The organism is Caballeronia sp. 11_S32 (genome assembly GCF_056930355.1).
The window spans coordinates 25,679-45,374 of sequence record NZ_JBXOWH010000004.1 but is presented as its reverse complement, the minus strand read 5'-3'; the positions used below and the strand labels follow the sequence as shown (position 1 = coordinate 45,374).

At 62.9% G+C, this 19,696-nt stretch carries 17 protein-coding genes; 9 read left to right on the top strand and 8 right to left on the bottom strand.

The window, feature by feature from the left end:
- Positions 1 to 236: 236 nt before the first annotated feature.
- The 9 genes from AC1Z32_RS26285 to AC1Z32_RS26245 all read left to right on the top strand — a co-directional run bounded on the left by AC1Z32_RS26285 (position 237) and on the right by AC1Z32_RS26245 (position 11,160).
- Complete coding sequence (locus tag AC1Z32_RS26285; RefSeq protein ID WP_157697677.1) at positions 237 to 398, top strand: hypothetical protein; 162 nt, start codon at positions 237 to 239, stop codon at positions 396 to 398.
- A 519-nt stretch (positions 399 to 917) separates the two neighbouring features.
- Entirely contained in the window at positions 918 to 2,072 is a 1,155-nt protein-coding gene (locus AC1Z32_RS26280) for a glycosyltransferase (protein WP_483481778.1), read from the top strand.
- Positions 2,073 to 2,081: 9 nt separating this feature from the next.
- Complete coding sequence (locus AC1Z32_RS26275) at positions 2,082 to 3,161, top strand: glycosyltransferase family 4 protein (protein ID WP_483481777.1); 1,080 nt, start codon at positions 2,082 to 2,084, stop codon at positions 3,159 to 3,161.
- Positions 3,162 to 3,259: 98 nt separating this feature from the next.
- A complete protein-coding gene (locus AC1Z32_RS26270) occupies positions 3,260 to 4,408 on the top strand; it encodes a glycosyltransferase (protein WP_483481776.1) in 1,149 nt (382 codons plus the stop codon).
- A 39-nt stretch (positions 4,409 to 4,447) separates the two neighbouring features.
- Entirely contained in the window at positions 4,448 to 5,545 is a 1,098-nt protein-coding gene (locus AC1Z32_RS26265) for a glycosyl hydrolase (RefSeq protein ID WP_483481775.1), read from the top strand.
- Positions 5,546 to 6,052: 507 nt separating this feature from the next.
- Positions 6,053 to 8,404: a polysaccharide biosynthesis tyrosine autokinase gene (locus AC1Z32_RS26260; RefSeq protein WP_483481774.1), complete on the top strand. Its 2,352-nt coding sequence runs from the start codon at positions 6,053 to 6,055 to the stop codon at positions 8,402 to 8,404.
- Between the two features lie 95 nt (positions 8,405 to 8,499).
- Positions 8,500 to 9,915 (top strand): hypothetical protein, encoded by a 1,416-nt coding sequence (locus AC1Z32_RS26255; RefSeq protein ID WP_483481773.1) that lies wholly within the window; start codon positions 8,500 to 8,502, stop codon positions 9,913 to 9,915.
- Positions 9,916 to 10,030: 115 nt separating this feature from the next.
- Complete coding sequence (locus tag AC1Z32_RS26250) at positions 10,031 to 10,372, top strand: FKBP-type peptidyl-prolyl cis-trans isomerase (protein ID WP_062610392.1); 342 nt, start codon at positions 10,031 to 10,033, stop codon at positions 10,370 to 10,372.
- Positions 10,369 to 11,160, top strand: a complete 792-nt coding sequence (locus AC1Z32_RS26245) for an AraC family transcriptional regulator (protein WP_483483315.1) — start codon at positions 10,369 to 10,371, stop codon at positions 11,158 to 11,160. Before AC1Z32_RS26250 ends, AC1Z32_RS26245 begins: the two co-directional genes overlap by 4 nt.
- A 3-nt stretch (positions 11,161 to 11,163) precedes the next feature.
- On the opposite strand, the gene AC1Z32_RS26240 is transcribed toward AC1Z32_RS26245, so the two are convergent.
- From AC1Z32_RS26240 to AC1Z32_RS26205, 8 genes are all read right to left on the bottom strand, one after another.
- On the bottom strand, positions 11,164 to 12,351 hold the full coding sequence (locus tag AC1Z32_RS26240) for an O-succinylhomoserine sulfhydrylase (protein WP_483481772.1): 1,188 nt from the start codon (positions 12,349 to 12,351) through the stop codon (positions 11,164 to 11,166).
- Positions 12,352 to 12,453: 102 nt separating this feature from the next.
- Positions 12,454 to 14,001, bottom strand: a complete 1,548-nt coding sequence (gene purF, locus AC1Z32_RS26235; protein ID WP_483481771.1) for an amidophosphoribosyltransferase — start codon at positions 13,999 to 14,001, stop codon at positions 12,454 to 12,456.
- Positions 14,002 to 14,143: 142 nt separating this feature from the next.
- Positions 14,144 to 14,677, bottom strand: a complete 534-nt coding sequence (locus AC1Z32_RS26230; protein ID WP_483481770.1) for a CvpA family protein — start codon at positions 14,675 to 14,677, stop codon at positions 14,144 to 14,146.
- A gap of 9 nt (positions 14,678 to 14,686) precedes the next feature.
- Positions 14,687 to 15,568 (bottom strand): SPOR domain-containing protein, encoded by an 882-nt coding sequence (locus AC1Z32_RS26225; RefSeq protein WP_483481769.1) that lies wholly within the window; start codon positions 15,566 to 15,568, stop codon positions 14,687 to 14,689.
- A 41-nt stretch (positions 15,569 to 15,609) separates the two neighbouring features.
- Positions 15,610 to 16,920 carry a bifunctional tetrahydrofolate synthase/dihydrofolate synthase gene (folC, locus tag AC1Z32_RS26220; RefSeq protein ID WP_483481768.1) on the bottom strand — a complete coding sequence of 437 codons (1,311 nt, stop codon included), beginning with the start codon at positions 16,918 to 16,920 and terminating at the stop codon, positions 15,610 to 15,612.
- A 74-nt stretch (positions 16,921 to 16,994) separates the two neighbouring features.
- Positions 16,995 to 17,867 (bottom strand): acetyl-CoA carboxylase, carboxyltransferase subunit beta, encoded by an 873-nt coding sequence (gene accD / locus AC1Z32_RS26215; RefSeq protein WP_483481767.1) that lies wholly within the window; start codon positions 17,865 to 17,867, stop codon positions 16,995 to 16,997.
- A 69-nt stretch (positions 17,868 to 17,936) separates the two neighbouring features.
- A complete protein-coding gene (gene trpA, locus AC1Z32_RS26210) occupies positions 17,937 to 18,740 on the bottom strand; it encodes a tryptophan synthase subunit alpha (protein WP_483481766.1) in 804 nt (267 codons plus the stop codon).
- A gap of 73 nt (positions 18,741 to 18,813) precedes the next feature.
- Positions 18,814 to 19,692 (bottom strand): DNA-methyltransferase, encoded by an 879-nt coding sequence (locus tag AC1Z32_RS26205; RefSeq protein WP_483481765.1) that lies wholly within the window; start codon positions 19,690 to 19,692, stop codon positions 18,814 to 18,816.
- Positions 19,693 to 19,696 lie beyond the last annotated feature (4 nt).

Below are 19,696 nucleotides of genomic sequence, written 5' to 3'. Positions count from 1 at the left end.
CGACATGCGCGAAATAAAAAAGCAGCAAATGATCGGCTTTTTTACTCGATGTCGATTCATCCGCGAAAGCGGGCTTCAAAAGAGTGAAATGCTTGCACCTTGAACGCGCAACAGGAGCGTTCGACCCGCGCCCTACTCCAAAGTTGCACATATGTATGTGACGGAACGAACCGACCCGTGCAGTTGGAGCAGATATCTTATTGATACGAACAGTGCTTAATTAAGAGAGACCGTGAATGGAAACAGAGGAAACGTCGATCGAGCGTGTGCAGAAGCTGGTCGAGCAGGCCGAGGTTCTGCGCATGCAGTCAGTCGCGATCCCGCTCAGAGATCTGCAAATCGTCATGCAGATATGCGAGACGGTGATTGCTCAGCAGAATTCTTCCGCCACGGAATAACAACCGTGGCCTGTCCGCATTCATCGGCACAGAAGGCTCGTGCTGACGACGTCCAGAGCACGGACTGAAGGCAAGTGCTCGAGCTTTGAAGCTCAAATAATCTGGTTGAACTGGTTTTACGTCCGCTGTGTATCTCATCGGCGCGACGCACAATAACCATCGCACAGACCTACATCGGGGCGCCAAGTCCGGCCGGATTGACTGGTCCGGATGCTCGCGGCAGGTAAATCGAGCTTGATATCAAGCTTGCCGGGGATTCCGCGCATTCGTGCGCCCGGAACGAGCAAAGCCATGCCGGATCGCGTGTGTATTTTTCGACTGCGTATTACAACGCTCGATTAGTACTGCGACACGCATATCCCGGCTCTTTATCGTTTCTCCGAAAATGGCGCGCCTGCCATCTTGGGCCGCGTCGTCCCTACTTGAAAGTGTTACGTCATTTACAAATAACGAGCAGGCCATTCCTTTTATCGCGTATTGCCGCGGGCGCTCGGCAAAGCGCTAGTCAAAGAGTTCAATATGAAAGAGATCGTCCATATCACCGAGGCCTTTGGGGGCGGTGTGCTGTCCATGCTGACCCAGCTATCCAACCGCGCAGCCGCGGCCGGCGTCGGCGTCACGATCCTTCATTCGATCCGGCAGGAAACGCCCAACAACTTCTCGAAGCTCTTTCATCCGGCGGTAAAGCTCACCTACGTGAACATGGTCCGTGAAGTGAGCATGAGGAGTGACCTGACCGGCCTTCGGGACCTGATCCGCAAGCTGAAAGAGTGCGATCCATCGGTGATCCATCTGCACTCGTCGAAGGCTGGCGTCCTCGGGCGCGCCGCCGCACGCATCGCGGCGCCGCGTGCACGCGTGTTCTATTCTCCGCATGGGCTCGCGTTCCTGCGGCGCGACGTCTCGCCGATCAAGCAGTTCGTGTATCTGAGCTTCGAGCGCATGGCCGCACGCCTCGGCGGCACCATCGTCGCGTGCTCGAAGAGCGAGCTCTCCGAGATCGAGACGCGGATGCATGCGCGCACGGCACGCATGATCGAGAACGGCGTCGATGTGCCGGAGATTCCTCCGCGCATAGAGAGAGGCGCTGGGGAGATCGTCATCGGCATGAGTGGACGCGCGACGTTTCAAAAGAATCACGAAGGGTTCGTGAAGCTCGCCGCGCAATTGCACAGCACTGCCGTGCGATTTCTGTGGATCGGCGGCAATGCCACCGAGCTGCCCCCGCAGACACCGGAGGGCGCCGTGACATGCAGTGGCTGGGTCACGCGCGAGCGTGCCCTCGAACTCACGGCCGGTCTCGATGTCTATGTGCAGACTTCGCGTTGGGAAGGCATGCCTATCGCACTGATCGAAGCGCAGGTCGCGGGCATTCCGGCCGTCGTCACGGATGTGGTCGGCAATCGCGATGTCGTGCAGCATGGCGTGACAGGCTTCGTCGCATCCAGCGTCGATGATATGGCGAAGTACCTCGCGATGTTGCGCGATGACCCGGCATTGCGCGCGCGCATGGGCGTCGCGGCCAGAACATCGGCGAGCAAGCGCTTCTCGATGGACGCGATCTTCCATCAATGGCTCTCGATGTACGAGCTCGGCTCCGGCAGGAATGCGCGCGAGCCGCTCAGCGCCGACGAAGCCGCCTCCTATGAAACCAGTTCCGATTCACAGTTCTGACGCCCGAACATGGATACATCTCTCGCCACTAACAAGCTCGTCTATAACGGCCGCTTCACGAGCCAGAAAACCACCGGCGTGCAGCGCGTCGCGCGCGAACTCGTCGCGGCGCTCGTGCAGTTGCCGCAGGGCTCGCATGTGACGCTCGCGGTCCCGCCGCAAGACGGACTCGATCCCGTGCAAGGCGTCGACACCGTGAAGCTCGGCTTCGGCAAAGGCGTGCTCTGGGAGCAGCTCGTGCTGCCGCTTTTCGCGGGCCGTTCGCGCATCGTGAACCTCTCGAACTCGGGCTCGATCTTTCGCGCAAACCAGATCATCTATATGCACGATGCCGCGGTGTTCGATACTCCGGCGCATTTCTCGTGGAAATTCCGCACCTGGTATCACGTGATGTTCTGGATTCTCGCGAGAACTTCGAGCTGCGTGCTGACGAACTCGAAATTCTCGCGTGACCGGCTCGCACACCATGTCGGCGTGCCCGCGGAGCGCATCGGCGTGGTGCCGCTCGCAGCCGATCATCTCGATCACATCACGCCGGATACATCGGTGATCGACGAGCTCAAGCTCACGAAGAACCGCTACGTGCTCGCCGTGAGCAGCATGAATCCTACGAAGAACTTCAAGCGTCTCGTCGAAGCGTTCATGCGCCTGAACGATCCGTCGACCGAACTCGTGATCGTCGGTATGAAGAATGCCGCGATCTTCGGCAAGGCGCAGGATCTGTCGAGTGCGCCTAACATCAAGCAGGCGGGCTATGTCAGCGATGAAAAGCTGAGAGCGCTCTACCAGCATGCGGCTTGCTTCCTCTATCCTTCAATCTACGAAGGCTTTGGCATTCCGCCGCTCGAAGCGATGCGCAACGGCTGCCCGACGCTCGTCGGCCGCGCGGGCGCATTGCCGGAGACATGCGGCGATGCATCGATTTATTGCGACCCGTACTCGGTCGAGGATATTTCGAACAAATTGCGCGAGCTGCTGGATTCGCCTGAACTGAGCGCGGACCTGAAACGCCGCGGTCTCGAGCATGCCGAGCGCTTTCGCTGGACGGAGAGCGCGCGCCTGCTCATGCAGTTCATCGACAAGGCGTGAGGGCGCGCAGCAGCATGAACAGAAGCGCGCAGCAAGGGAGGGAGCCGGTGAGGTTGGGAATTTATTGCGACTCGGGTGTCAACGGAGGTCATGAGGAGATGCTCAAGCGCTTCATGCTCGCGGTCGTCGCGAGCGCGCAGATCGAGACATTGCATATCCTCGTGCCGACGGCGAACGAGCCGCTGTATCGCTATGTGCGCGACCTGGCGGAGGCGCATCCGAAAGTGAAGACGGTCGGTCTTTCGTTCACCGCGGAGTCGCTGCGCGGCAATGTCTTTGCGCTCTGGCGCATGATCCGCGCGACAGCAGCGACATTGCGCACGCTACGGCTCGACAAGCTGCTGATCGCGCAGGGCACGATCGTCTCCGGGCTCGCGGGGCTGTTCGCCGCGCGCGATGCGCGGACCCGGTCGGTGAGCTATCTGCCGCTCGTGGACGATGCGCCCATGAATCCGGGCAGCGCCGGCAAGATCAAGTGGCTCGTCAAGCGCGTGCTGTATCGCATGCCGGATGAATACGTCACGCTGAACGATCATCTATGCGGCAGGCTGAACGGCCTCGCGCCCAACGCGCGCGCCATGGTCCTCGAAAACTATGTCGACGACCGCTTCAGCCGCTCGATGCTCACGAAGCAGGCCGCGCGCGCCGCGCTCGGTCTGCCCGACGACGGCACCACGATCATCGCGCATATCGGCCGGCTCAACTTTCAGCAGAAGCGCCAGGACTTTCTTATGCAGGCAATCGAGCGTCACGCCGATGCATTCGCACGCACGCTCGTGCTGATCATCGGCGAGGGTCCGGATGCGACGCGCCTGCAGGACATGATCGACGCAAGCCCGGCGCTGTCCGCTTGCGTGCGCATCGTCGGGCCGCAGGAGGATGTGCTGCCGTGGATCGTCGCGAGCGATACGCTCGTGCTGCCGTCGGCGTATGAAGGCGTTCCGCTCGTGATGATCGAGTCCGTGCTCGCGGAACGTCCCATCGTCGTGTCTCGCGTGTCGGGCCTCGATTCGTATCTGCCCGATGCGCTGCTCTTTCCCGCGGACGATCACGGCGCATTCGTCGAGCGCATTTTCGCCGCGCGCGCTTTTCCGCTCGCGGCGTTGACCGGCGAATTCAGGCGCCGCTTCTCGCGCGAAGTGTTCGACGCGCAGGCGCAAAGCGTCGTGCTGCATGCGTGCGGCCCGCGCAATGGAGGCGCTCACGCAGCGCCACAACCTTCCGACGTGCTCGCGAAGTCGAAGTAAGCGCGCGCGTATTGACTCACTCATGAGGGCCGAACCTCGATGCGAACCCTGGCCGTTGCGGTCTCACTCTTTGGCATGCTCTTGTGCGCATCGGTGCTGATCTATGCGCGCAGCGGCACGTCCGATGCGTGGCACAGCAGCCGTTCGTCCAGCACGAAAGCAAACGCAGCAGGCTCCGCAACGCCAAAGATCGCGTGCGGCAAGGGCTCGACCGGCGTCTTCTACGGCATCGCGGGGCATCTGGAGCATCGGGGCGCGTATCGCATGAGCGACCACGCTCTGCAGATTTCACAGCTGCGCGATCTGGGTGTCACGATCTACGCGCAGGATGTGTCGAACGAAGAAAGCGCGCACATGGTCGCGGATTTCGCGCGCGCGGCGGCGAAGCAATGCATCGGCGTGCTCGCGCTCGTCACGCCCTTCGAGCAGGAGAAGCGCGCGAACGAGCAGGAGACCTTCGAGCGCGGCTATGCGCTCGGGAAGACCGCGGGCCGCGTCCTGAAGGGCCTCGTTACGTACTATCAGGTCGGCAACGAGTACGACAACTGGACGATCCTCGGCTCGGACCGCAGCGGCGAGCATCCGTCGGACTACGACAACGCGAAGTTCATGAAGGCTCGCGGCTCGATCCTCGGGCTCATCAAGGGCATACGCGAAACCAATCCGGACGCGAAAATCCTGCTGACATCGTTCAGCTGGCTTCATTACGGCTTCACCGACATGCTGTACGCGGGCACGCAGCCCGACGGCACGAGCGGCCATCCGATTCCGCACTGGGACATCACCGCGTGGCACTGGTATTCGAACATGGGCTCGATCACGGCGGCGGGCGACAAGAAGGTCAACGTGCTCGAGCGCCTGCGCGACAGCTATGGCAAGCCGATCTGGATCACCGAATACGGCGTGCGGCCGAATCATGAGGACCCGGGCGGCTATCTGACGGGCAAGGAAGCGTTGAAGGGATTCGTGTCGCTCGCGAAGACTTACAACATCCAGAACGTGACGTTGTACGAGCTATACGACGATCAGCGCTACGGCGGCGATGGCAACTATGGCGTGATTCACGATGACGGCAAAACGCGCAAATCACGCTTCAATACGGTGCGGGATTTCATCAAGGCGAACCCGATGCCATGAACGAGGGAACACGAGGGAACGGTTTGGTACGACAAATAAAGGGCGCGCGAAACCGATGATTATCGCGCAAAAGGGCTGCCTCGCAAGTGGCGTACCCGCCATTTCCGGGCATTTAACGTTCGCTACTTAACAGACGCGAGTAGTTCGCGACCGGAAGATAGGCTTGACGCTATTTCTTCCAGACGACTCGAATCATTTGACATCAGACGATTCGAAACGGGATTCGCGAGTTTCATCCGCCGGATCCTCGAGGCGCGGTTCCGAGGCACGGTGTGTGCTTCTGCACATATCGCACTTTGCCGAGCCGACGTGCTCCGTCATGCGAACTCGAAGCATTGCGCTTCGCTCGTTTTTCTTGAGCCTCTCGCGCGCCTTTAGTCTGGGAAATTCAACGGCCAATACGCCGGGATCAATAACACGTTAGACGTATCGCGGACATGCCGCGCGGGCTATCTGTTTTTACAGCCGGACACTAACGCTCAACTTATCGAACTGAGGACGCCGCCTTTGAACACCCTATATGTCAACTCCGGACCTTCGCGCCCGGGCAAGGACGACGGTGAATTCACCGCGAGCGACATGCTCAGGCTCCTGCGCGATCACCTTGGCATTCTCTTCCTGTTCGTCGGGATCATGGCCGCGCTCGCGACCGCGTATGCATTCCTTGCCAAGCCCATCTATTCGTCGGATGTCGTGGTGCGCGTGGATCCACCCGATCCGAACGCGCTCGGCATCGCGCCGCAAAGCCAGTCGCAGATGCAGCAGTCGCTTCCGACGGTCAATCAGCTCGCGCCCGCGGAAATCTCCGTGATGCAGAGCCGCTCCGTGCTCGAGCCCGTCGTCAAGCAGTTTCACTTCGATGTGAAGGTCAAGCCGAATACGTTCCCGGTGCTCGGCCAGATTGCGGAAGTGTTCGCGAAGAAAGGCCATCTTTCGCCCGCATGGCTCGGCCTCGATTCATACGGCTGGGGCGGCGAGGCATTGCAGATCGGCCGGCTCGATGTGCCGCCCGCGCTCGAAGACCAGAAGCTCGATTTCGTTCTGCTCGACAACAACCAGTACGAGCTGCGCGATCCCGACGGCGAAATGCTCCTGCGCGGCACGATCGGTCGCCCGGCTTCGGCGAACGGCGTCTCGATTCTCGTGAACAGCGTGATCGGCCGCCCGGGCATGCACTTCGAAGTGACGCGTCTCAACACGCTCGACGCCATCGCGCTCATGAAGAAGACGATGAAGGTGGCCGAGTCCGCGAAGGACACGGGCGTCGTGCAGATCACCTTCAACGCCGACGATCCCGCGCTCACCGCCGATGTCGCCAACGCGCTCGGCCAGGCGTATCTCACCGCCGCCGTGCAGGCGCGTCAGGCGAACGACACGAAGACGCTCGAATTCATCCGCGGAGAACTGCCGCGTCTCGAACGCGATCTGAAGACGGCCGAAGGCAACCTGAGCGCGTTCCGCGCGAAGTCGCAGTCGGTGCAGCCGATCCCCGAAGCGCAGGCCTATCTGCAAGGCAGCATCGTGTCGATGCAGCAGCTCGCAACGCTGAAGCTGCAGCGCACGCAAGCTTTGCAGCGCTTCCAGCCCAACAGCCCGCAGGTGGTCAATCTCGACCAGCAGATCGCCGAGCTCGAGGCGTCGAACAAGCAGATTCAGCAGCGCTTCGACAGCATGCCCTCCTCCGAGCGCCAGAACGCGACGCTCACGCGTGACGCGCGCGTCGCGGAGACGATCTACATGGGCATGGTGAACAAGGCCCAGGAGCTTTCCGTGCGCCGTGCGAGCACGAGCGGCGGCGCGCATATCGTCGATAACGCGCTGCGCCCGTATCGTCCGGTGAAGCCGAACAAGCCGCTCGTGATCGCCGCTGGCACCGGCCTCGGCTTCTTCCTCGGCACGTTCTTCATCTTCCTGCGACGCCACGCGATGATCGGCGTGACCGATCCGATGTTCGTCGAGCGCCGTCTCTCGGTGCCCGTGCTGGGCGAAGTGCTGTACAGCCGGCAGCAGGCGATGCTCGATCACGAGATCGCGGTGTCGCCGGTGGAGCACGCGCCACTCTCCTACTCCGGCACGCAGAACGACGGGCCGCCGAAAGCGCTGCCGTACATCGATCTGCCGGAGCACGACGCGTTCGCGATGCCGCACGTGGCCGACACGGATCGCGACGCCCGCGTGCTCGCGACACGCTATCCGCACGATCCGGCTGTCGAGGCGCTGCGCGCGGTGCGTACGGAGCTGTATCGCGATCTCGCCAACGCGCCGAACAACATCGTGATGCTGACGGGCCCGATTCCCTCGGCGGGCAAGAGCTTCGTCGCGGCGAATCTCTCGGTGCTGCTTGCCGAAATCGGCTTGCGCGTGCTGCTGATCGACGGCGATATGCGGCGCGGCCACATCGCTTCGTTCTTCAAGCAGTCGAATCCGGGCGGTCTCGCCGAAGTGCTGAAGGGTGAGATGGCCCTCGGCGATGCGATCCGTTACGTCGGCGTGCCGGGCCTGTCGTTCATGTCGTGCGGCGGCTATCCGGAGAACCCGTCCGAGCTGCTGATGATGCCGGGCTTTCGCAACATGCTCGCGCGCATGAGCGACCAGTTCGACCTCGTGATCGTCGATACCCCGCCGTTCCTCGTCGTCACCGATGCGGCGATCGTCGCGAGCGACGCGGGCTCGACGGTGCTGGTGCTGCGCTCGGGCATCCAGAGCGAGGAAGAGATCGAGGAAACCGTGAAGAAGGTGCAGCGCTCGGGCGGCAGGCTCGTCGGCTCGGTCTTCAACGCGATCCCGCGACGTCCGAGCAATCGCCGCAGCTACGGCTACGCGGCGGCTTATACGAGCACGTTCAAATCGATGAACTGACACCGTGCGCGCGACGAAGCGCGCATTGCGTCGATGCATCGCGCCGCGTGCCCATCACGCGGCGCTTCACGTTCTGAGGCACGTTTCGATATTCGATGATGAAAGAAAAAGCGGCGCTGACCGACCTCTATTACAGAATCTGGGCCTTCGCGATGCCGGTGACGTCGTTTCTCGTCATGCCATCGATACAGGGCACGACGATCGGCTATCTGATGTGCTTTCTTTCCGTGCCGCTCGTGCTGCTGTTCGGCGGGCGCGCGCGCAAGAGCTGGCTGCATTTCGTGGGCGCGGCGATCCTCGTCTGGCTCATCATGTTCTGCACGACGCAGCTTGCGGACGTGATGGCGCCCTTCGATCCCGACTTCAGCAAGATTCAGCTCGTCGACGACAAGGATCCGTTCACGTTCGTCATGCGCAAGACGCTGTTCACGCAGTCCATCTATGTGGCGGCGGTCGTGCTCTATGTGGCTTACGTCTACAACTACTACAAGCCGACGTGGGATCAGTGGATTCTCGCGGCCGTCACGCTGTTCGCGCTCTACGGCATGTACGAAGTGGCGTTTTACATCGTGACCGGCAAGCCGGGCGACTTCATCTCGAACCGAGCATTCGGCGATCAGTTCGGCAAGGGCATCGTGCGTTCGGACGGCACGGTGAACGGAAGCTCGTTCCAGCAGATCGAGATCAAGGGCTTTCCGATCCAGCGCTTGAAAGCGCTCACCGGCGAGCCCTCGATGTACGCGATGTCCATCTTCCCGTGCTGGGTGTATTTCAACGCGACCTCGCGCCTGCGCTGGCCGGTATGGATCATCGGCCTGTCGCTGCTCATGACGACTTCGTCGACGGTGCTGATCGGCTATGCGGTGTATTCGCTCATCCGCATCCGCAAGCTCGGCATCAATCCGATCAAGGCGCTGATCGGCGTCTTCGTGCTGTGCATCATCGCTTATATCCTGCAGGACTATATCGCCGATCTCTTCAAGCAGATGGTGACGGACAAGCTCGAGCAGAAGACCGAATCAGGCTCGGACCGCAGCTTGCAGTTCCTGGAATCGATGCGGCTCTGGCTCCATCTGGCGCCGCTCAATCAGCTCTTCGGTGTCGGCTTCGGCTATATCCGCTCGTTCGATCTTTTCTCGACGCTGCTCGTCAATAACGGCGTCATCGGCACGGTATTCCTCAGCGCGCTGATCCTCTATCCCGCGTTCAAGCTCGACTGGGATCCGCGCGGCATGGCGCTGCGTCAGTGCTGCGCCGCGACCTGGACGATGATGATGGTGTCCGTGCCCGAGTTCGCGTATCTCGCGCCGTGGACCCTGATCGCGCTGGCCTATGTGCGCGTGCGCGCGCTCAAGCTCGCGAAACGGCAGCTCGGCGACAAGGCGGCCGCCACCGCGATGGAAGACTCGCAGCACGGCGCCTCGATCGGCACGGCGATCGGCCGGAACGTGCGGCCGGAAATCGGGCCGCGCATCGGCTCGCGCTTCGGTCCGCACGGCCGTCATCTCTGAAGCACGCCATGAAGGCGGCGCCCGCGCGCCGCCTCGCTTACCTGCGACGTTCTACAATGACGGTTTCGACCACCGGCTCATCCATCGTCGATGGCCGGGCAACCAGGGAGCAACCATGTCGATTGTCACGACCGATTCCGGTCTCAAGTACGAAGACGTCACCGTTGGCAGCGGCGCCGAAGCCGTCGCGGGCAAAACCGTCAGCGTGCACTACACGGGCTGGCTCACGGACGGCCAGAAATTCGATTCGAGCAAAGATCGCAACGACCCGTTCGCCTTCGTGCTGGGCGGCGGCATGGTCATCAAGGGCTGGGACGAAGGCGTTCAGGGCATGAAGGTGGGCGGCGTGCGCCGTCTCACGATTCCGCCGCAACTCGGCTATGGCGCGCGCGGCGCGGGCGGCGTGATTCCGCCGAACGCCACGCTCGTGTTCGAAGTGGAACTGCTGGACGTCTGAGCATCGACCGCATGAGCGCGCCGCTTCATCGTCCCGCCGTGTCGCTGCGCCGTTATGAGGCGGCTCAGGCATCGGACGTGCACGACTTTCATCAGATCGTGCTCGGTCTGGACGGGTCGATGGAAATGGCCGTCGACGGCAACGGCGCGCGCATCGATTGCAGCGGCGCGTGGATCATCCCGGCGGGCGCGCGTCACGATTACTGGGCCGACAGCGACAACCGCCAGCTCGTGCTCGATCTGCCGGCCTCTTCCGTCGCGGTGCCCGAGCGCTACTTCGAGCGGGCGCGCGCGATCGCGATCGATCCGCGCGTCACGCAAGCCGTCGCCGATGTCGCGCGCGGCGTGAATATCGATGACACGCGCCTCACCGACCGTTTCGCATGGCAGGCCGCCGCGCATTTGTGCGGCGCGCTGATGCACGACACGGACGATGCCATCGACATGATGCGCGGCCTCGACTTCGCGCGCATCGACCGATGGTTGCGTCTGCATCTGTCCGAGCCGCTGCGTATCGCCGATCTCGCCGCGCACTGCGGCTTCGGCATGCGGCGCTTCCATCAACTCTTCAACGAAGCGTTTGGCGAGACGCCACATCGCTATCTGCATCGCCTGCGGCTCGACACGGCGTTGACGCTGCTCGCCGACCCGCGCGCGTCGCTCACCGATATCGCGCTCGATGTCGGCTTCGCCGATCAAAGCGCGTTCACGCATGCGTTCTCGAAACGCTTCGGCATCTCGCCGGGGCAATGGCGCAACGGCGGCTTCAGGTCCGCACGCGGCATCTGACCTCTAGCCCAGACCGCGCGCGAGATCGGCGCGAATATCGGACGGATCTTCGAGACCGACCGCAAGGCGGATCAGCCCTTCGCGTATGCCCGCTGCTTCGCGCACTTCGGGCGCGAGGCGCCCATGCGTCGTCGTCGAAGGATGCGTGATCGTCGTGCGTGTGTCGCCGAGATTGCCGGTGATCGAACACAGCTTCGTGCCATCGATCACGCGCCATGCGTTCGCACGCTGCGCTTCCTGCGTGTCGCCCTTCAACTCGAACGACACGATCGCGCCGCCCGCCTTCTGCTGCTTCTTCGCAATCGCGTGCTGCGGATGCGATTCGAGCCCGGGATAGAACACCCGATTCACGGCCGGATGCGCTTCGAGCCAGCGCGCGATTTCCAGCGCATTCGCCGACTGCTTCTCGACGCGCAGCGAGAGCGTCTCCATGCCCTTCAGCAGCACCCAGGCGTTGAACGCGGACATCGTCGGACCGGCGCTGCGCACGAACGGAAACACCGTCTCCATGATGAAGCGCTTCGAACCGACGAGCGCACCGCCGAGCACACGGCCCTGGCCATCGAGAAACTTCGTGGCCGAATGCATCACGACGTCCGCGCCGAACTTGAGCGGCTGTTGTAGAGCGGGGCTGCAAAAGCAGTTATCGACGACGAAGATCGCGCCCGCGGCTTTCGCGACCTTGCCGATTGCTTCGATGTCCGCGATTTCCGTCAGCGGGTTCGAAGGCGTCTCCAGGAAAAACATCTTCGTCTCCGGCTTCACGGCTGCTTGCCATTCGTCGAGATTCGTCGGATCGACAAAGGTCGTCGTGATGCCGAACTTCGGGAAGATCTGCGTGAACATGCCGATCGTCGAGCCGAAGAGGCTCTTCGAACTCACGATGTGATCGCCCTGCTGCATCGACGCCATCACGACCGACAATATCGCCGACATGCCCGATGCCGTCGCCATGCATGCCTCGCCGCCTTCGAGCGCGGCGAGCCGGTTCTGGAACATCGTGACGGTAGGGTTGGTGAAACGTGAATACGTGTACGCTTCTTCGGCATTTTTGAAGCGCTCGGCGGCTTCGGCGGCGCTCGCAAAGCAGAAGCTCGACGTGAGAAAGAGCGCTTCCGCGTGCTCGTTGAATTCGCTGCGCAAGGTTCCGGCGCGCACGGCGAGCGTATCGAAGTTCAGGTTGTCGTCCATGTTTTTCTCCCTTGTTTTCAGGCTCGCGACGCAAAAAAGCCCGCTTGTCCGTATCGACGAAGCGGGCTCGTTCGGCGCTGCAACCGAAGCGCTACCGGCGCATCATTCCACCGATAGTTGCAGATGCAACTGTGAGCGCGCCATGCCGCCCTCTTGCGCATCGCTTGCCGCATCGCGGTCCGACTGCGATTGCGGCGCGAGACGCGCGGACTCGATGCGATCGAGATAATCGGTCGTCACGTCGCCGGTGATGTAGTTGCCATCGAAGCACGAGGCTTCGAATCCGTGCAGCTTCGGGTTGATGTCGCGGATCGCGCTCTTCAGGTCTTCCACGTCCTGATACACGAGATAGTCCGCGCCGATCATGCGCGCGACTTCCTCATCGCTGCGGCCATGCGCGACGAGTTCGCCGCGCGTCGGCATGTCGATGCCGTACACGTTCGGGAACTTCACCGGCGGCGCGGCGGACGCGAAGATCACCTTGTTCGCGCCGGCATCGCGCGCCATCTGCACGATCTCATGCGAGGTCGTGCCGCGCACGATGGAATCGTCGACGATCAGCACGTTCTTGCCCTTGAACTCGATGCCCATCGCGTTCAGCTTCTGGCGCACGGATTTCTTGCGCACTGCCTGGCCCGGCATGATGAAGGTGCGGCCCACGTAGCGGTTCTTGAAGAAGCCTTCGCGATACTCGACGCCCAGCTTCGCGGCCACCTGCATCGCGGCGGGGCGCGAGGAATCGGGAATCGGCATCACGACGTCGATCGGCACATCGGGCAGCACGCGCTTGATTTTCTCGGCGAGATAATCGCCCATGCGCAGACGCGCGTTGTAGACCGGCACGCCGTCGAGGCACGAATCCGGACGCGCGAGGTACACGAGCTCGAAAATGCACGGATTGAGCTCGGGCTTCTCGGCGCATTGATGGCTGTGCAGATTGCCTTCGGCGTCGATGAAAACCGCTTCGCCCGGCTCGACATCACGCACGAACTCAAAGCCGATACCTTCGATCGCCACCGATTCCGACGCGACCATCCACTCCACACCCGTCGACGTTTCCAGCTTACCGAGCACGAGCGGACGAATGCCGAACGGATCGCGGAACGCGACGAGCCCGTAGCCCGCAATCAGCGAAACGATCGCGTACGAGCCCTTCACGCGGCGATGCACGCCCGCGACGGCCTTCCACAGCGCGTTGGCGTCGAGCTGCAGGCCCGAGCTCGCAAGCTGCAGTTCGTGCGCGAACACGTTGAGGAGCACTTCGGTGTCGGATGCGGTGTTGATGTGCCGGCGGTCGATGCGGAACATCTCGTCCTTCAGCTGCATCCAGTTCGTCAGATTGCCGTTGTGCGCGAGGATGATGCCGAACGGCGCGTTCACGTAGAACGGCTGTGCTTCTTCCTCGCTCGATGCGGAACCGGCGGTCGGATAACGCACCTGGCCGATGCCGACGTTGCCCGGCAGGCTGCGCATGTTGCGCGTGCGGAACACGTCGCGCACCATGCCATTGGCTTTGTGCATGTGGAAGTTATTGCCGTTCGCCGTGGCGATGCCCGCCGCGTCCTGGCCGCGATGCTGCAGCAGGAGCAGGCTGTCATAGATCAGCTGATTGACGGGACTTTGGGAAACTACACCTACGATGCCGCACATGGCATGGTCCTTCAAAGAGTCGAAACGGGTAGACAAGGCGTTGGCCGGCTCCGCCGACGCTTCTCGCGACATCCAGCCGAAACCAGGCCGGGTCGAGCGGTCTTCGAGCCGTCGCGCGGTCCTCGTGTAGCCAGCCGTTCGTCTATTGTGCGGCGTCTGGCGCCAGGACGCTCGGATCGGGAGCGACATGCACGTACGCGGCGAGCGTATCGGGGAGCAGCGGTTTCAATTCGCGCACGCCTTGCTCGGCCATCGGCCGCAGCAACGCATTGCGCCAAAAATCCTTCTGAGGCAGTTCGGTCAAGCCAGCAAGGGCGACCAGAATCACTACCAATATAGCCCCTCTCACGAGGCCGAACAGCAAGCCCAACGAACGGTCCACGCCGCGCAGCCCGGTCACTTCCGTGACGCGCGTCAGAAGCGCCGACAGCACGCTCGACACGAGCAGCACCGCCGCGACCACCAGCAGGAACGCCACCAGCCATTGGGTGAGCGCGCCGCCCGGCCACGTTGCCGGAATATAGGGCACGACGAGCCCGACGAAGCGCCCGGCGATCAGAATGGCCGCCACCCAGCCGACCAGACCGAACGCCTCGGCCAGCAGGCCGCGCCACATACCGCGCAGCGCGGACAGGCCAATCACGGCCATCACGGCGTAGTCGAAAGCAGTGAACATCGAATCTGCTTAGTTCGACGCCGACCGCGAGCCGCCGCCGAGACCGGCCTGGCGTACCTTCACGAGCGCAGCCTGCGCCGACGCGCGATCCGGGAACGGCCCCGCGCGCAGCAGCGATTTGGTCGCGCCATCCGAAAGCTTGCGATGTTCGAGATATGCGGGCACGCCCGCGGACTTCAACTTGTTGACCCAGTTCTGCGCGGCGGTTTCGTCGTCGAACTGGCCGATCTGCAGCACGAAGCGGCTGCCCGCCGGCGACGACGGCGTGTTCGCGGCGCCCGCGGCCGCGTTGGCGGCGGTGTTCGCGTTCGCTTCCTCGGAAGGCTCGGCGGCCTGCGGCTTCGCGTTCTGGCTCGCGACGGCGGCGGGCTTCGACGGCTTCGCTTCGGCCTTGGCTTCCGGCTTCGCTTCAGGCTTGGCTTCCGCCTTGGGTTCGGGCTTCGCCTGCGCCGTCGCGGCCGGCGCCGCGGCCTGAGGCTGCGTCACGCCGGCGGAAACGCTGCCGGATGCGCCCGACGGCGCATCATGCGCGACGCCGGCTTGCGTGTCCGCGTCGTTCGCGTCGCGCGACTGCTTCGCGGCGGGCGCCGGGCGATTGGGAATGTCGATGGAGATATCGTCGGTGACGGGCTTCGGCCGTGAGTCCAGCACCATCGGCAGGACGATGACGGCTGCCAGCACCAGCGCGATGGCGCCGACGAGCCTGCGGCGCGCGCGCTGCTTCTCGGGCAGGGTGGGATCGAGCATCATCCCGTCGGCGTCGGCGCGCTCGCTACGGTCGGACCTGCGCGTGCGGCGTTCCGTGCGGACCGTATGACGCGAGCCGCGCGGAGAATCGGAATATGCGTCGCGACCGGAGTCGTCTTTCTTGCCGAACGAAAAGAGTCCCATGTATCGCTTGGTGCTGACGGCCGACCGTCTGAATGAACTGCTCAATGATGCTGCGATTTACGGAAGGCCATGACGCCGGCCACCGTGTAGAAACTGCCGAAAACCAAAATTCTATCATTTTCGGACGCCCGGCTTAACGCATCTTGAAAAGCAGCGGCAGGCGTTTCAAAGCGAGAAACGCTGCTGTCCGGACTATCGTTGACACCCGCATCACGCAACGCGTGTTCCAGCTGCTCCGCCGATGCCGCGCGCGGCGTGGGCAGCGCCGTGACGTTCCAGTGATCGATCTCGCCCTTCAACTGTTTCAAGACGCCTTCGATATCCTTGTCGCCCATGGCGCCGAAGACCGCGTAAGTGTACGGAAAATAGCCCATGTTGCCGAGATTTTGCGACAAAACGGCGGCAGCGTGAGGATTATGCGCAACATCGAGGATGACTTGCGGCTTGCCCGGCAGCACCTGGAAGCGCCCGGCCAGTTCGACGTTCGCAAGCCCGAGGCGAATATCCTGCGCAGAAACCGGCAGGCGGTCGCGCAGCGCTTCGAGCGCGGCCAGCGCCGCCGATGTGTTGATCAGCTGATTCGCGCCGCGCAGCGCCGGATACGCCAGCGCGGAGCGCCGCTGTTCGCGGCCGATATAGCTCCACTGCTGGCGCTCGTTGCCCGGCTGCGCCTCGTAGCGGAAATCGCGGCCCACGAGCCACAAATCCGCGCCGATGGCTTCCGCGTGATCGATGAGGCTCTGCGGCGGCGAAGGATCGCCGCACACCGCGGGCTTGCCTGGCCGGAAAATGCCGGCCTTCTCGAAGCCGATCTTCTCGCGCGTGTCGCCGAGATAGTCCGTATGGTCGATGTCGATGCTCGTGATCACCGCGCAGTCCGTATCGACGATATTCACCGCGTCGAGACGCCCGCCGAGCCCCACTTCCAGAATCACCGCATCGAGCCCGCGCGATGCGAAGAGATGCAGGATCGCGAGCGTCGTGAATTCGAAGTAGGTCAGCGAGACCGGCTCCGGCAGGCTCACGCGCGCCTTTTCCACCGCCTCGAAGTGCTCCAGAAGCTCGGCATCCGATGCCTCCGCGCCGTCGATGCGCGCACGCTCGTTGAACGTCAGCAGATGCGGCGACGTATGGCAGCCGACGCGATAACCGGCGCGCAGCAGGATGGTTTCGATGATTGCGCACGTCGAGCCTTTGCCGTTCGTGCCGCCGACCGTGATGACCGGGCAGGCGAACGCGAGGCCTAGCGCGTCTTTCACGCGCCCGATGCGCGCGAGGCCCATGTCGATGCCAACCGGATGCGCCGCTTCCAGATGAGCAAGCCAGGCGTCGAGAGTGGGAAATGTGTTCATTTTCGAGATCGAGAAAGCAAAAACGCCGCGCGGAACCTCAGTTCACGCGCGGCGCGGCGCTGCCTGCCGTTGACTCAGGCGACCGAGTCGGCGGGCTGCCGCGTCATCAGCGCCATCAACTGGGCGAGTTCTTCGCGCATCTTGCGGCGATCCACGATCATGTCGATCGCGCCCTTTTGCAGCAGGAATTCGGCGCGCTGGAAGCCTTCCGGCAGCTTTTCGCGCACGGTCTGCTCGATCACGCGCGGGCCGGCGAAGCCGATCAGCGCCTTCGGCTCACCGATCACGACATCGCCCAGGAACGCGAAGCTCGCGGACACGCCGCCCATCGTCGGGTCGGTCAGAACGGAGATGAACGGCAGCTTCGCGTCGGCGAGCTTGGTCAGGAGCGCGGTGGTCTTGGCCATTTGCATGAGCGAAAGCAGGCTTTCCTGCATGCGCGCGCCGCCCGAAGCGGTAAAGCAGATGAACGGCACGTTCTGCTCAAGCGCGTTGCGCGCGCCGCGCACGAAGCGCTCGCCGACCACGGAGCCCATCGAGCCGCCCATGAACGAGAACTCGAAGCACGCGACGACGCACGGAATCGTGTGGATCGCGCCGCCCATGACGACCATCGCGTCGGTTTCGTCGGTATCCTCCATCGCTTCCTTGATTCGATCGGGATACTTGCGGCTGTCCTTGAACTTGAGCGCGTCGACCGGAACGACTTCCTGGCCGATTTCATAGCGGCCTTCCGGATCGAGCAGGCGATCGAGCCGCTCGCGCGCGCCGATGCGCATGTGATGGCTGCACTTCGGGCAAACGTGCAGGTTCGCCTCGACGTCGTTGCGATACAGCACCGCCTCGCACGCCGGGCACTTCACCCACAGGCCTTCGGGGATGCCCTTGCGGCTTTTGGGATCGGTTTGCTTGATCTTCGGCGGCAGCAATTTGTCGAGCCAGCTCATCGTTTTTCCTTGACTGATCGGGGGCGCCGCGCGGCGCTCGAAAGCGAGCGGAACGCGGCGGCGCGTATTTTACTGTGCGGCGTCGAGCGCCTGACGAATTTCGGCGATGAAGCTCGTCAGCGACGCGGCCGCGGTGTCCGGCTTCGCGTCCTCGAGCAGTTGCACGAGCCGGCTGCCGATAACCACGGCGTCCGCGACATCGGCAACGGCGCGTGCGGTCTGAGCGTCGCGGATGCCGAAACCGACACCGACCGGCAGGGGCACATGCGACTTGATGGCCGGGATTTTACTCGCGATGCTGGAAACGTCCAGATTTGCCGCGCCGGTCACGCCTTTCAGCGAAACGTAGTAGACATAGCCGCTCGCGATCTTGCCGACCGCCGCGACGCGGTCTTCCGTCGATGTGGGCGCGAGCAGGAAGATCGGATCGATGCCGGCCGCGCGCATCGACGCACCGAAGTCTTCGGCTTCCTCGGGCGGGTAGTCGACCACCAGCACGCCATCGACGCCCGCTTCCTTCGCGGCTTTCGCGAAGGCTTCGGCGCCCATGCGCTCGATCGGATTCGCATAGCCCATGAGCACGACGGGCGTCTTGTCGTCGGTTTCGCGGAAGCGCGCGACATCGGCGAGCACGCTCTTCAGCGTCACGCCGCGTGCGAGCGCGCGCTCGGACGAACGCTGGATCACGGGGCCATCGGCCATCGGATCGGAAAACGGCACGCCGAGCTCGATGACGTCCGCGCCGCCTTTCGCCAGCGCGTGCATGAACTCGACGGTCTGCTCCGGATTCGGGTCGCCCGCGGTGATGAACGGAATCAGCCCTTTCTTGCCCTGCGCGGCCAGCGCCGCAAATGTGTTCTTGATACGGGACATGAGATTTCTCGTAGTCGTATTCGTTGACGTCGATGCGTTGAACGCATCTGACGCGATCAGCGGCGAAAAGGCGCTATTCGGCAGCTTGTGCGGCTTCGGATGCCGTCGCGAGCGCTTTTCGGCGCGCGCGCTCCGGCTTTTCCGGCTGCAGGCGCGCGGCACGCGCCGCGGCGACCCGGCTTTCTGCGATCGCGCAGTAGTCCGCGTTGATCTCGTAGCCGGTGAACTGGCGGCCGTGACGCGCGCACGCGACGCCCGTCGTGCCGCTGCCCATGAACGGATCGAGCACGCGGCCTCCCGGCGGACAGCTCGCGAGCACCATGCGCTCGACGATCTCCAGCGGCTTTTGCGTCGGATGATCGACGCGCTCCGCGTGCTGCCTGTGCAGCCGCGATACCGACCAGACATCCTTCGGGTTGTAGCCAAGTTCCAGCCACTTGCTGCCTTCGAAGATCTTGCGCGAGCGCGCCTTTTTCGTCTCTGCGTCGTAAGGGATGCGCACCGGATCGAGATCGAAGTAGTAGTCCTTCGATACCGCGAAATAACCGATGTTGTCATGAACTGACGTGAATTTGCGCGTCGTTCCGCCCATGCTCGGCACGCGCCGGTCCCAGACGATCTCGTTGATCATCAAAAGACGGCGTTTCAGGAACACGAACAGTTCGGGCGAGTATTGCCACGTGCAGAAAATGTACAGCGAGCCGCTCGCCTTGAGCTTCGGAATCGCCAGATCCAGCCAGCGATACGTCCATTCGAGAAAGGCGTCGCCGGACAGCATGTCCGAATCGTTCCCGTAATCCTTGCCCAGACCATAGGGCGGGTCCGCGACGATCAGATCGATCGACGCATCGGGAATGTTTTCGGCATCGGCCAGAAAATCGCGGTTGCGGATGTCGCTGCCGGCGCCCTGGAGAGCGCCGGCGGACAACGGCTCGTCGATGACGGTGCGCATCTAT

Coding starts and splice junctions, on each gene's coding strand:
- trpA (WP_483481766.1), bottom strand. CDS start 18,740: ATGTCCCGTATCAAGAACACATTTGCGGCGCTGGCCGCGCAGGGCAAG.
- AC1Z32_RS26240 (WP_483481772.1), bottom strand. CDS start 12,351: ATGGACGACAACCTGAACTTCGATACGCTCGCCGTGCGCGCCGGAACC.
- folC (WP_483481768.1), bottom strand. CDS start 16,920: ATGAACACATTTCCCACTCTCGACGCCTGGCTTGCTCATCTGGAAGCG.
- AC1Z32_RS26275 (WP_483481777.1), top strand. CDS start 2,082: ATGGATACATCTCTCGCCACTAACAAGCTCGTCTATAACGGCCGCTTC.
- AC1Z32_RS26270 (WP_483481776.1), top strand. CDS start 3,260: ATGCTCAAGCGCTTCATGCTCGCGGTCGTCGCGAGCGCGCAGATCGAG.
- AC1Z32_RS26205 (WP_483481765.1), bottom strand. CDS start 19,692: ATGCGCACCGTCATCGACGAGCCGTTGTCCGCCGGCGCTCTCCAGGGC.
- AC1Z32_RS26265 (WP_483481775.1), top strand. CDS start 4,448: ATGCGAACCCTGGCCGTTGCGGTCTCACTCTTTGGCATGCTCTTGTGC.
- AC1Z32_RS26285 (WP_157697677.1), top strand. CDS start 237: ATGGAAACAGAGGAAACGTCGATCGAGCGTGTGCAGAAGCTGGTCGAG.
- AC1Z32_RS26225 (WP_483481769.1), bottom strand. CDS start 15,568: ATGGGACTCTTTTCGTTCGGCAAGAAAGACGACTCCGGTCGCGACGCA.
- AC1Z32_RS26250 (WP_062610392.1), top strand. CDS start 10,031: ATGTCGATTGTCACGACCGATTCCGGTCTCAAGTACGAAGACGTCACC.
- AC1Z32_RS26255 (WP_483481773.1), top strand. CDS start 8,500: ATGATGAAAGAAAAAGCGGCGCTGACCGACCTCTATTACAGAATCTGG.
- AC1Z32_RS26280 (WP_483481778.1), top strand. CDS start 918: ATGAAAGAGATCGTCCATATCACCGAGGCCTTTGGGGGCGGTGTGCTG.
- accD (WP_483481767.1), bottom strand. CDS start 17,867: ATGAGCTGGCTCGACAAATTGCTGCCGCCGAAGATCAAGCAAACCGAT.
- AC1Z32_RS26230 (WP_483481770.1), bottom strand. CDS start 14,677: ATGTTCACTGCTTTCGACTACGCCGTGATGGCCGTGATTGGCCTGTCC.
- purF (WP_483481771.1), bottom strand. CDS start 14,001: ATGTGCGGCATCGTAGGTGTAGTTTCCCAAAGTCCCGTCAATCAGCTG.